Here is a 12,671-nt window from a genome sequence, read left to right on the forward strand (position 1 = left end):
AGCTACCTCGCCGGCCTCCACCTCCGCGCCTCAATGATCTGGATCGACGACCTCCTGAAGGCCGCCGACTGATCACAACCCCACACAGGCCCTAGGACCGGCAGTACCCAGGCTGATGCGGCGCCGCGCGGCAAGAATGCCCCCATGGCTTCCTCCCGCTCCGATTTCGCCGCACTCCTGCGCGCCTGGCGCGACCGCCTCTCCCCAGCCGACGCCGGCTTCACGGTGACGGCCGGCCGCCGGGCCCCGGGACTGCGCCGCGAGGAGCTCGCTCAGCTGGCCGGGCTCTCCGTCGACTACGTCCTGCGCCTGGAACAGGGACGCGCGAAGAACCCCTCAGCCCAGGTCGTCGGCGCCCTCGCCCGGGCCCTTCAGCTCTCCCGCGCCGAGCGCGACCAGCTGTACCGAAGCGCCGGGCTCCTGCCGCCGCAGGACGGGACGGTCAGCCCCCATGTGCCCCCGGGGATCCAACGGCTCGCCGCGCGCCTCGGCGACGTCCCGGTCGGCGTGTTCACCGCCGACTGGACCCTGGTGTGCTGGAACAGCATGTGGGTTGCCCTGCACGGTGATCCCGCCGTCCTCCCTACCGCCGAACGCAACCTCGCCCGTGCACTCTTCGGCAACGGCGTCGCACATGCCTCGATGCTTCCCGTCCATGCCGAGCGCGGACCAGACTCCTTAGCGGCGTCGATCGTCGCCGACCTCAAGGATGCAGTGTCCCGTTATCCCAGGGACGTCCAGCTCGATCGCCTCGTGCAGGAGCTGCGAGCAATATCTGACGCCTTCGCTCATTACTGGGCCACGGAGACGGCCGCTGCCCAGCACACGACTGACCGCAAGACGATCCGGCATCCAGAGATCGGCGACATCCTGCTCGACTGTGACGTCCTCATCGTCCCTGGCGCAGACCTGCGCATGGTCACCTACACGGCAGCGACCGGAGGCGGCAACGCGGGGAAACTGGACCTTCTTCGCGTCACAGGTGGCCGTACCACCACCGCGCTCCCATGACCGGCGGCTGCTGGGTGGTTTCGCCAAGCCGGACGGGTGACCCTCACCGCTGCCGCCGACCACTATCGGTCACGGCCCGAGCACGCGCTCGACCGGCTTCATCTCGCAGCCTGAGAACGCATCAGCCCTGTGTGGAGAGGTCAGCTCGGGAGTTCCCACACGGTCACTTCGAGCCGGACGGTACCTGTACTCGGGGCCACCACAGTACGCAGATAGGCCGTGCGTCCCTCGTCGGTTTGCATGCAAAAGCGGGCCCCTGGTCAACGTGGCTGCGTACGTACCGTTCTTCCGGACCCGCTCGGCGCACTCCGCCTCGCTGGGATCGGCTCCGGAAGAAGGTAGGGGCAAGGGTCAGACCGCGTTTGAGATCTCGCGCGAGACAATCGACCGGTGACCCGAACCGTAGACCGTGCCCGCTCCCTGGAAGAGCTTGAGCGCGACTGCTGGCCTGCCCCTCCGGCCGACGCGACCCGCCTCGTCGTAACCGCTCATGCTCTTCGGAGTGAGCCAATCGGTGAGCTGACCATCGAGGACATGCGCATGCCCGGTAGCGAAGGACGCATACCAGGAACTGTAGACAGCTCCTATCATGCTCGGGAGAACGAGATGGAGTATCCGCAGCGCATTTGCCGACATGAACTCATGCCGACAATGCAGAAACCGACGTTTCACTGTTCGCGCAATCGGCGAATTCCTGCCAGCTGCGGCAGCTAAAGGACAGAACGGGGCCGGCGGGATCTTTGGAGTCACGCACAAAGATACCCTGTCCCATTGCAGCGACCTCAACGCAGGTTTGGGCGCTCATAGAGTGAGAGCTCTTGAACCACTGGGCACTCGACATGTCCGTCATGAGGCTACGATCCCGCGCATCCGAACACCGGTCAAGAGCCGGTGAGGAACTACCCTAGAATCGCTGAACAAGCGACCGCACCATAATCGCAACAGGATGATCGTGCGGTAAGATCGCACAATCATCCTGCAGAGGAGCGACACGCTCCCACGCCCCAGACGTATCTCCCATATCAAATAACAACTCCGCGACCTTTCGCCTCCGCCATAACGTGGCTGGATGGCGAGCCCCAAGGACCCGCACGCTGTCCTGCAGAGTCGATTCCAGTAGCGCCATGCCTTCTTGGGCATCTCGCCCGAAAACGCACAGTCCTGCACAGAATCTTCCGGCCAGGACTAGGAGGTCGTCACACCCCCGGATGGAAGTCCCTCGGCACACCACATCCTCAAAAATCCGAAGAGCCTCCTCATGGCGTCCACAGTGCATAGTGCAAATTCCCACGTCATGCTGTGCAATCAGATACTGTTCATCATCCTCCCCGAGGATTTCCCTGAGAGCGGTCAGTCTGCGTTCATGATCCAACAAAGCCACCTCAGGCGGTCGCGGTTGAATCCCCAAGTCCCAAAGTAATGTTTCAGAGTCTCCGATTCCTTCCTGTGCGGCACGAACCAGGATGGCAAGGAAGCGTTCTCCGAAATGACCCTCACCGTAGGCGTTACGAGCAATGTCATATGCGTCACAGAGGGGCGCATGGTCCAGAATGGCCAACCACAAGACCTCGGGAATGGGTGGCTGCCCAGGAAGGTCAATCAGGTAATCGAAGGCAAGATATCCCCTGTCGTCATCGCCAATGAGCAGGCTGTTCGCTCCGGCAGGAACGGTAGGAGCAGTCGCCCAGGACCATGCCTGATGAAGCGATTCGGGACGCAGTTCCGGTCCCCCGCGCTGAGCTAGGTAGTGTGTGTGAAGCTCTTGGAGAATCCGTGCGGGCAGGGGGCGATGGTAGCCCGCGCGGCGCGCATCAACTGCCGCAGCGACCAGTGCCGCTCCCCGAGGGTGCTGGCCAGGAGCCCACGCGTGGCGCCAGGCCTGGGCCAATTCGGGGCCTGCTGCGAGGATCTCGGCGATTCCGAAACGATCGTCGCCTGCAACGGCACGAGCCAGCCGGGGCTCAACTGCACTCATTTGCTCGGCCCGAGCCCGCTCCTGTTCTGTCCATCGACGCTCCAAGTGGATGACGTCGGCCTGGCGCAGTACCGCCCGCGCCTCCCGCCAGACGTCCCGTTCGTCCCCGCTGAAGTCTCGTTCTTCGCGATCACGAAACTGTTCATATTCATGGGTACGCATTGTGGCGAGCACAAGGGCCCTTGGGCCCGGCGCTAAAAGCCGATGCAGCGCTGAGATAGTTAGGCCCCCCGGCCCTAGGAAGCGCTCTAGATCATCAAGCCACACGACGTACTCGCTACCTGCTTCCCAATCGTCCAGCAGGGCCAACATCATGTCGCGTGACGATGGCGCTACGAACAACCAGGCGGGCAGAAGCAACCGCATCGCCTCATAAGCCGCCCTCGTCTTACCTGCCGTTGACTCCCCGACCAGTAGCACAAAACCACCACGACGTATGGCGGCATGCAGTGCCGGTTCCGCATCCCTGGTGACATACACGGGCACGCGGTCCCATACACCGTCGACCTCTAGTGCCTCGGCTGGATGAGCACCGACTGCCACTGCATCCGACAACTCCCCTACCGTAGGGGCGCGCCCGCGGGGGGAAGAGATCACCAGCGCTGCTGGCCGGCGCCGCCTTGCTTCGGCCCGTTGTTGCCACTCCGATCGGACTCCAACAACAGCTGCACCGACCGAAGCAGTAACTGCTGTGCCGATCAAGCCTGCCCACGCGTCGGGGACCCACACTGCCACCGCGAGCCCTGCCAGTGCACTCCCAGCTGCCACCACCAACAAGCGAAGCAATAATCGATCGCGACGCACCAATGCCCCCCACCGTGTCCTTCTGCCTGCACCCACGAGCTTCATACCCCACGTGGAACCTGGTTCCACGGTCGAGCAGGTGGTCCTGCCACTCGCCGTCGGGACACAGGCGAACTCAAACCGCCAATGAACGGCCCAGGGAGGGCCGAAGCCGCCTCACGCCCGCCAGCCAGGGACGTTTCCCCCGCCAGATCCATAAATGGCCTCGTGAGCCAGGGGAGTCCGACCTGCACCTGCGCCGAGGTACCGACAGGCTGCATGTCGAGGTCAAGGGAACGACTTCCGAAGGTTCCCAGGTGATCCTGACTCGTTCTGAAGTCGAGCAGCAGCGTCAGCTTGCACCGCACAACGCGCGCTTGGTCGTTCACTCGATCACGCTCGATCGCAGCGTCACCCCACCGATTGCCAGCGGGGGCACGTGCACTGCACTTCGCCGTGGCTCATCGACGATGAAAGCCTGACCGTCGTGTCCTACAGCCACCGGACCGGGCTCTAGCAAGCCCTGCCGTCGGGGACCAAACCGGGGGCCAACCGGGGCGACCGAGCGTGGACGTTCCCGGACGCTGATGGAGATCTCGCGGGGCCAGACACTGGTCAAGCCGCGCTTGGGGCAGGTGGCTCCCGCGACCCAGCCGCCCTCGCGCCGGCGGCCTGGGTCGAGACCCTCGACGCAGAGAACCTCTCTCAGGCACGAGATTCGCGCGGACGCTCAGTGCTTCGCCACGCGTGGTGCCGACGTCCGGCCACCTCTCCTGTGGGGAGCCCAACGGGGAGCCAACCGAGATCTGCTGCCGATGCCCCAGCACGGGACGATCCTCACGCCGCGGCCCCGAAAGCAAGCACCTCAGCCCAGCGGGGCAGGACTGCCGCAGGCCCGGTGCCTGCTGGCGTCCTTGGGGCCTGGGATGCTGCTGCTGGCCGACCGCGGCTATGACGGCTTCGAAGCGCTGAGAGAGGCCGCCGCCACCGGAGCCGACCTGCTGTGGCGGGTGCAGGCCGGACGCCTGCTGCCGGTGATTCGCCCGCTGCCCGACGGCACCCACCTCACCTGGATCACCGACCGCCGCTCCGCTGACCGGCTGGCGAAATGGCAGCAACGCGGCCGCCGCACTGCACTGCCCGTGATGACCGCTCTCACCCTGCGCGTGATCAGCTGCCTCCCCGGTCCGGGTCCCACTGATCAGTCGACGGACGGGCCGTAGATAGGGAAGTTCAATGGATAATGCGAAGCATTACCATTCTCCTCCATCCGTACGATTCTATCCTTCGGAATGCCGGGCATTGAATAGCCTCTGAGCAACAGCCTGGCATGTTCAGCCTCCCGCTCAAAAGCCTCCTCACGGGTAAGGCTAACCCCTTCAGCAACGTAGAAATCCACTGAAGCGGACTCGTACTCCTTTGCCCAGATTAGTTCACCTTTAGGTATCTCAATGATCTTCTTCTGCACCCTATCGGGAGTAAAGCCGATCTCCCTTTCTTGGGAACCCGTGAACCCTTCTTCGAACTCCTTAATGAAGAATACCGCATCAGAGTGAGAGGCAATCATGGAAAACCACAGAAGCCAGGCCGGCACTCCCTCCATTTCGAAATTAAGGCCGACTAGATTATCCAAGAAAAGAAAGGTGCCGAAGTAACCTCGCGCCCACAAGCTGGTGACCACATCTACGCAATTAGTGAAGACATCATAGAGCTCCCCATTCACCCCCCTAAATGGGTGCGAGATAAGGATCTTCGGCCCTCCCAGCCCATGAACCAAATATCCTGGATGGACACCTGGATTATATAGCTTCCTTGAAAGTGAAGGCTGCAGAATATGCGAATTGAACCTGTCAAGCTCTCGACTTTGTGGCAGAATTTGATTATCCCAGACGGCATTACCCCCTCCTTGTGACATCCAAGCCGGGGCGCCCGGGACCAACTCCGCAAGAATTTTAGCCAGCGAGTCTAAGGCGCCTGACCGGCCAAATTTAATTTCCTCAGAAATAAGCCGGAAGAAATGACGGAACTCGCCAACAGCGTGAGAGTGCGCCAGATAGTAAAGCCTATATAACCCACCCGGCCCGTAGAGGCGATGGATATCCTTCAGCTGCTGCTCCGATACGGAACAGAGATTGGTCCTCGCATCGAACTCTGGCAACTCGATACCCTGGAGAGAAAAAACCCCCTTCCATGCGAGCGCCTCTTCAAGCGACAACGTTTTTTCGGCGCCACGAAGTAGCACATTTTGCTTAATCCGCATTCATCCCCCGGGAATGACCTGTTGGGCAAGCTGCAAGAGTACCGGTCAGGACATGCTGACACAATAGGCCTGAAGGCATTCCGGGTTATCTACTCGGCCATCAGAACGTGCTTTCCCATCTGCCACAGACATAACTTGATTATCTGCAGCACCACAGCGACCCGAAATCGCTCCGGCGGCGCACCTCCGACTCGTCTTCTTTCCAGGTGAGGCCGAGCGTCTCTCGCTGGCGTTGCTGGGCGATGCGGTGCGCCGTGAGAACCGGGACCAATTGCTGTGGCAGCGCCAAGGTTCGTCGGAGGAATCGTCAAGACCTGTGGATCAGGTCAGTTGGGCTGGTCCCGGTGTCGCAGCTGACGGCTCGCTGCGTTTCGGACACGGCGGGTTCGTCCGCGTTCTGCCAGCAGCCTGAGGGCCTTGGGTGAGGTCACGATCTGCGTGGTTGCGGCCATACGCTGGAACCAGTCGGTTGCTCCGGTGAGCTCCTCGGCGGTCCATGGGTTGCCCAGGGCAACGGTTCTGAGCAGCGTCCACTCGCGCAGGCGGAGGGTGAGGAAGTCGCGATCCGCGATCACCTCGGTCATGGTCTGGGCCCAGGCCGCGAACCTGGGGCCGGTCAGCAAGTCGGCGGCCCGGCGGTCCAGATGGCGTCCCACCGCACTGTCCGCCATCGTCGCGTCCTGGTCGCGCAGGACGGCGGCCACCAAGTCGGCCTCGTCCGCCTCGGCGACGGCCTCCAGACCCTCCAGATAGCGGGCGAACCGCCGATGCTCGGCGGGCTCCTCGTCGAGGTGGGGGCTGATCATGCCGCGATCCCTTCCGGCCGCTCAACCAGCTGGCCGCGCTCGACGCGGGCTCCCGCCCGGACCAGGGCAACCAGGTGGGGCGCGCTGACCGCGCGCCAGCGGGCCTGCGCGGATTCGATCAGCTTGAACACCATACTCAGCGCGGCGGCCCGACTGCCGGCGCCCTTGGTGACCTTGGTGCGCAGCCGCACGGTGGCGAAGGTCGACTCGATGGGGTTCGTGGTCCGCAGATGGATCCAGTGCTCAGCGGGGTAGTCGAAGAACGCCAGCAGCTCGTCCTCGTCGTCGGTGATCCGCTTGACGACCTTGGGGTACTTGGCCCCGTACTGCTTGGCGAACGTGGCGACCGCCTTGGCCGCGTGCTCTTTGTCCTCGGCGTTGTAGATCTCCTGGATCGCACGCTTGGCGGCAGGCTGCGCCGACTTCGGCAGTGCGTCCAAGACATTGGCGGTCTTGTGCACCCAGCACCGCTGGTGGCGGGCGTCGGGGAAGACTTCGTTCAGCGCGTTCCAGAAACCGAGTGCGCCGTTCCCACGGCCAGGTGCGGGGCCCGCCTGCCCCGGCGGGCGCAGTCCCGCAGCAGCCCTGCCCATGCCTCGGACGATTCGCGGTAGCCGTCCTTCATCGCGATCAGTTCCTTCGTGCCGTCCGCCCGCACTCCCATCAGCACCAGAACGGCGGCCTTCGCGTCCTCTAGACGGATACGCAGATGCACGCCGTCGGCCCAGACGTAGACGTAGTCGGTGGCGGACAGCTCGCGGTCCATGAACGCCGAGTGGTCGGCCTGCCACTGGGGCGGTCAGCCGGGTCACCGTCGCGGGCGAGAGGCCCGCCGAGGAGCCCAGGAACTGCTCCATCGCGGGAACGAAGTCACCGGAGGACAGGCCATGCAGACAGAGCAGCGGCAGTACCTCGCTGATCTTCGGAGACTTCCGTGCCCAGGGCGGCAGGATCGCCGAGGAGAACCGCTTGCGCTCACCGGTTGCTTCGTCGACGCGTTTGTCGTTCACCCGCGGGGCCCTCACCTCGACCGTCCCGGCCGCCGTGGTTACGACCTTGGGGGCAATTGAGTTGAGGGCAGGCTGGTAGCTACCTGTCGAGGCGTTCGGCCGGCTGACGCAGGATGGTCTTCAGCTTCTCGGGGGCGGTCTTGCGGGGGTCGCTGAGGTAGATCTCGTGATGCAGGCCCGATGGCCGCAGGCCGTTGGCGGCGAGGTAGGTGTGGTGGAGTTCGTGCAGCACGGGTGCCTCGTCGTCGTAGGAGCCGATGTGCAGCACCTGGGCGCTGGAGCCTTCGTGCAGGGTGAAGTGTCGGAGCTGGGAGATCGTGGGGAGCTTCTTCTTGGACAGGGCGGTCTGCTTGGCGTCCTCGATCATCTCTTTGGTGATCCAGGGGGGCATGTTGATGAGCATGGTCCAGTTCCAGGTGTCCTTGGCTCCGCTGGTGAAGGCTTCGGGCCGGTCCGCCCACCACAGCCCTTCCAGCGGAGCGACGACGAAATCGCCGCCCGCCGTGCGCTTGCTGGCGAACTTGAGGGTGTAGGCAACCGCGTAGAGGGCCTCGACCGTGCTGGCGTAGACGGGCGCCGTGTTGGGGTTCCCCGTACCGTCGATGGCGATGAACTGATGTTCGGGAACGTCCACGATGGCCCACGCCGTGTTCTTGGGCGCGTAGAACTCTTTCCGCTCTCGCTTGACGTCGTACGGCGCCATGCGTGCCTCACTTCCTGGAAGATGCGCATCGCCCAGCGATGCCCGCTTACGACCTTGGGGCACTTGAGCGAGGCTGACGGGATGTCAGTGGCGGGCGGCACGATCGGGAGACGTGACTCGTGCCCTGATTCGTGCTGCCCTGGCCCATCCTGCCTTCACGGGCGTGACACGCCACCACTTTGCCGAGCTCGTCTTCGAGCTGGCGCCGCGCTGGGAGGCCGCCCGGGAGTCCGACCGTGCCGAGCGCCGCGGAGGCGAACGCACAGGGCGGCCGGAGCCGGGCGCAAGCCGAAACTGGTGTTCAGTGACCGGCTGTTGCTCACCCTGATCTGCCTGCGCCATCAACTGCCCCACGCGACGTTGGCCGAGCTCTCCCAGCTCGGCGAGGAATCCGCCGCAGTACGCCTGGGCGGCGTGCACGCCCTCGCCGGCCTCGCTAACGACGCCCCCACCCGCGACCTCCGCCAGACCTGCATCGACGTCCTATGCGCCTACCTCCGCCTGCCGTACACCGCCGAAGCCGACTTACCGTCGGGCGACGCGGATGCTCGGCACGCATACCTGGCCGTGCGGGAGGTCCGGCACACGGTCATCCGCCTCATCCGCGACCACCTCCGCCTCGCCCCCGAGCACCCCCACACCTGGCAGGGCCACGACCTGGACTTCACCGGCGTCCTCTTCGACGGCGGAGACTTTTCCGGTGCGGCGTTCTCTGGCGGCACGGTGGTCTTCAGCAGCGCGGCGTTCAGCGGCACGGTCAGGTTCGACGACGCGGAGTTCTCCGGCGGCACGGTCCCCTTCCGCTTCGCGGAGTTCTCCGGCGGCACGGTCGGGTTCGACGACGCGGAGTTCTCCGGCGGCACGGTCAACTTCGCCACCGCGCGCGGGGTCGCGCCGTCTGGTCTGGTGCCTTCAGGCGGACAGCTTCTGCCGCCCGGGCTGGGCTTGCCTCAGCCGTGGTACCCGCCGACGCCCTGACGTCATGGGAGAAATCTGGGAGAAGAACTTCTCACCAGCACTGCCACGCACGCACCATGCCATGCCAACGGGTACCGACGGGCTGACCTGCGACAACTCCTCGACCCACTGTTACAGATCAACCTCGGACCTTATTCGGGACGAAGAGGTCCTGGGGCTCTGATGTGTCGCTGGAGCGCGCTGCTCAGGGCGCTCGGGAGCTGAGTCCGTCGGGCCGAGGCCCGGTGGGCACGAACCAGTGGCTCTCCTTATGGCGGCCCCTGGCGGTTGGCCGCCGCCCCAGTTTTCGTTGGTGGAGGCGAGGTAAGTTGCGTGGAGTTCGACTCTGGCTCTCCCTGAGCTCCCTGATCGATGTGAGCAGGGACCCGACCTGGTTCGGGTGATGAGAGAGGAGAGTTGAACCTGATGGTGCGACCGAAGAAGTCGAGGTCCCGGTACCGATGTCACCAGCGGTCATGGTGGCTTCAGGTTTCCGTTGCGGTCCTCACCGCGGTTACGGCCATCGCGGGATGTGTCGAGCGGTTCATCCACTGACCAGGGGTGAACCGCTCATGATCCGGACGATTGGTCGGGCAAGGTGAGCCCGGCCGTCTACTAGGGTCTGTTGCGAAAGTTGATCAAGGTCGTGGATGATCAAGCGCCGTGGGGCGCGGAGATCTGACGAATGGCCAGTGGGCTCGGTTGGAGCCGTTGCTGCCGCTGGGCAAGAAGCCGGGGCGGCCGCCGACGTGGACGCGTCGGCAGTTGATCGACGGCATACGCTGGCGGACCAGGACCGGTGCGCCGTGGCGGGACGTTCCGGAACGGTACGGGCCGTGGGACCGGGCCTACGACCTGTTCCGCCGCTGGCAGCGCAACGGCACCTGGAAGCGGATCTTCGAGCAGCTCCAGGCCGAAGCCGACGCGAAGGGCCTCATCACATGGGACGTCAGCGTGGACTCCACCATCGCCCGGGCGCACCAGCACGCCGCCGGGGCGCGTAAAAAGGGGCAGAGCAAAAGGAGTCTCCTGGCGGCGTCGACACCGAGCCCGGCGACCACGGCCTCGGGCGTTCACGCGGCGGACTGACCACCAAGTTGCACCTGGCGGTAGAGCAGGGTCAGAAGCCGCTCTCGCTCATCGTCACCGCCGGGCACCGGCATGACAGCCCGCAGTTCCAGCCGGTGCTGGAGGCCATCCGGGTGCCCCGGATGGGCCTGGGCCGGCCGCCCACCCGGCCGGACAAGGTGCGGGCCGATAAGGCTTATGGCTCCCGAGCGAACCGCGCTTACATGCGCAGACGTGGCATCGGCTGCACGATCCCGGAGAAAGCCGACCAGGTCCGCAACCGCAAGAAGCTCGGCTCCCGTGGCGGCCGACCGCCAAAGTTCGACAAGGTCGACTATCGCGAGCGACACGCAGTGGAGTGCGGGATCAACCGGCTGAAGAGGCACCGTGCGGTGGCGACGAGATACGACAAGCTGGCCGTCCGCTACGAAGCGACCGTACTGGTCGCTGCCATCAACGAGTGGCTGTGACTAGCGGAGCGGGGGGCGGAAAGTCCCGGGAAAACCTTTCGAGGACACCACCACTGACCTGCCACCCTGGTGAGATGCTGCTCAAACTGACCGGCTCCAGCTGTTCGGGCAAGACCACGCTCGCTTACTCCGTGGGCAAGCGGCTGGGGCGGCTCGCCGTGCACGACTTCGACGAGCTCGGCGTACCGGAAGGAGCCGATCGCTGGTGGCGTAACCGCATGACCGAGATGTGGGTGCGTCGTGCGCTGGAGTACCAGGTGCGTGGAGTCGACCTCCTACTGACCGGGCAGTCCCCGCTGGGAGAGGTCCTGGCCAGCCCCTCCGCCCCGTTGCTGGATGGAATCGCGGTGTGTCTGGTCGACGTGTCCGACGAGGTCCGGCGCGGCAGGCTCACCATGCGCGACTCGGGCCGATGGGACGCTCCGGCGGTTGACGCCTTCCTCGGCTGGGCTGCCTGGCACCGCAAGCACGCCGAGGATCCCCGATACCGACCCGACGTCATCATCGACAACAGCTGGCCCGAGATGGCCTGGCACCGCTGGACCGGGTGGACTGCCGACGACCGGCGATGGTCCACCCACCTGCTCAACACCACGGACCGACCCGTCGCGGAATCCGTAGATCAGGTTGAGCAATGGGTGACCGAACAGCGCGACGCGCTCCGATCCGGCCGTCTCACCCTGTCGCGGGGCTGGTCAGACCAGACGGCCGCCCGAGCCGACCACGACTCCTGATCCACTTTCGCAACACGCCCTAGTCGGCCGGGCTCACGGTTCCCGCGCGCGAGGCCCGATTCCGGATACCGCCGGAGTCGGGTACTCGTGTGCGCACGGGCATCTCAGGCGCACGGTCGCAGACTTGCTCACAACCGAGCGTTTGCCGTTGCCCTTACCTTACAGACCAGCCGAGCTAGCCCGGCTGGCGCAAATGACGTTTCTCCAGGTCACAGGGTGGCGCGATTCCTCTGCGGCCCCATGGCGGCACATGGCGAATTTTGTGCTCCGACGCGATTTTCTGCAGGCCAGAGCGATCTGGGGGTGGCGCGTAAGTACGGCGATAGCTGGCGAAGGGTGGCGGACTAAGAAGACGCAGGTCGGGACTTCCAATGGGGCAGCAGTCACGGCATGCGCCTGCCGCAGCTAGGCGCGTGGCCGCGGGGGGTGGCCGCCAGCCAGACGAACCGCGGTCGTCCACAGAACATCCGACACTGGGGCTCTGACCAGGTGCGTCCCCTTCACGGTGGACGCCCGCGGACGTCACCGGAGCAAGATCGGACAACTCGTAATGCCTGGGTCTGGCAGACGTCGTCCGACAACTCTGTGGGCCAGTGCTTGGCCAAACAGGGGGCCAAGCGCGGAGAGCACACGTGGACCGGTGTGGACGGCAACGGACAACCAGCCCTCGAATACGCAGGTCGAGCTCTGCCGCCCGGCGCCGCGTGATCGCGTTCGGGACGAAGAAGTCGTGGGTGCTTGAGGACACGACGCCTGGTGCGTGGAGTTGAACAAGGCTGTCCTCGTGCCGGCGGACTGGGCCGAGACCCCCATGCAGACCCAACCTCTCAGGCACGAGAGGCGCGCGACCGTTCAGTGCTTCGCCACGGGTGGTGCCGACGTCCGGCCACCTCT

At 64.8% G+C, this 12,671-nt stretch carries 10 protein-coding genes and 1 pseudogene; 5 read left to right on the forward strand and 6 right to left on the reverse strand.

From position 1 onward, the window contains the following. The first annotated feature begins 144 nt into the window (after nt 1-144). Nucleotides 145-1,011, forward strand: coding sequence for a helix-turn-helix transcriptional regulator (locus ACFYWI_RS34160; RefSeq protein ID WP_389239667.1), 867 nt, complete (start codon nt 145-147; stop codon nt 1,009-1,011). 640 nt (nt 1,012-1,651) lie between these two features. Here ACFYWI_RS34160 and ACFYWI_RS34165 read toward each other — a convergent pair. After that, entirely contained in the window at nt 1,652-1,861 is a 210-nt protein-coding gene (locus ACFYWI_RS34165) for a DUF397 domain-containing protein (RefSeq protein WP_389239668.1), read from the reverse strand. Between the two features lie 54 nt (nt 1,862-1,915). Next, nucleotides 1,916-3,148: a hypothetical protein gene (locus ACFYWI_RS34170; RefSeq protein WP_389239669.1), complete on the reverse strand. Its 1,233-nt coding sequence runs from the start codon at nt 3,146-3,148 to the stop codon at nt 1,916-1,918. Nucleotides 3,149-4,695: 1,547 nt separating this feature from the next. On the opposite strand from ACFYWI_RS34170, the gene ACFYWI_RS34175 reads away from it, so the two are divergent. Next, nucleotides 4,696-4,992, forward strand: coding sequence for a hypothetical protein (locus tag ACFYWI_RS34175; RefSeq protein ID WP_389239670.1), 297 nt, complete (start codon nt 4,696-4,698; stop codon nt 4,990-4,992). On the opposite strand, the gene ACFYWI_RS34180 is transcribed toward ACFYWI_RS34175, so the two are convergent. The 4 genes and pseudogenes from ACFYWI_RS34180 to ACFYWI_RS34195 all read right to left on the reverse strand — a co-directional run bounded on the left by ACFYWI_RS34180 (nt 4,971) and on the right by ACFYWI_RS34195 (nt 8,548). After that, complete coding sequence (locus ACFYWI_RS34180; RefSeq protein WP_389239671.1) at nt 4,971-6,029, reverse strand: hypothetical protein; 1,059 nt, start codon at nt 6,027-6,029, stop codon at nt 4,971-4,973. The two genes, ACFYWI_RS34175 and ACFYWI_RS34180, sit on opposite strands and share 22 nt — an antisense overlap. Nucleotides 6,030-6,355: 326 nt before the next feature. Next, nucleotides 6,356-6,835 (reverse strand): hypothetical protein, encoded by a 480-nt coding sequence (locus ACFYWI_RS34185; protein WP_389239672.1) that lies wholly within the window; start codon nt 6,833-6,835, stop codon nt 6,356-6,358. Further along, a pseudogene (locus ACFYWI_RS34190) lies at nt 6,832-7,887 on the reverse strand (IS256 family transposase); the annotation flags it as partial. The pseudogene ACFYWI_RS34190 and the gene ACFYWI_RS34185, both read right to left, overlap by 4 nt. A gap of 37 nt (nt 7,888-7,924) precedes the next feature. Continuing rightward, the gene (locus ACFYWI_RS34195) at nt 7,925-8,548 is read right to left on the reverse strand and encodes a GyrI-like domain-containing protein (protein ID WP_328688013.1); all 624 of its coding nucleotides are present in this window, start codon (nt 8,546-8,548) and stop codon (nt 7,925-7,927) included. A gap of 297 nt (nt 8,549-8,845) precedes the next feature. Between ACFYWI_RS34195 and ACFYWI_RS34200 the strand changes: the two genes are divergently transcribed. The 3 genes from ACFYWI_RS34200 (at nt 8,846) to ACFYWI_RS34210 (ending at nt 11,777) form a co-directional block, all read left to right on the forward strand. Next, on the forward strand, nt 8,846-9,526 hold the full coding sequence (locus tag ACFYWI_RS34200) for a pentapeptide repeat-containing protein (protein WP_389239673.1): 681 nt from the start codon (nt 8,846-8,848) through the stop codon (nt 9,524-9,526). A gap of 642 nt (nt 9,527-10,168) precedes the next feature. Further along, a protein-coding gene (locus ACFYWI_RS34205; RefSeq protein WP_389239674.1) for an IS5 family transposase occupies nt 10,169-11,043 on the forward strand; the annotation gives its coding sequence in 2 pieces (ribosomal slippage) (nt 10,169-10,562 and nt 10,562-11,043; 876 coding nt in all). Nucleotides 11,044-11,117: 74 nt separating this feature from the next. Next, nucleotides 11,118-11,777, forward strand: coding sequence for a hypothetical protein (locus ACFYWI_RS34210; RefSeq protein ID WP_389239675.1), 660 nt, complete (start codon nt 11,118-11,120; stop codon nt 11,775-11,777). The last annotated feature ends 894 nt before the right edge of the window (nt 11,778-12,671 follow it).

Origin of the sequence: Streptomyces sp. NPDC002889 (genome assembly GCF_042888425.1) — a bacterium.
Classification (GTDB): Bacteria; Actinomycetota; Actinomycetes; order Streptomycetales; family Streptomycetaceae; genus Streptomyces.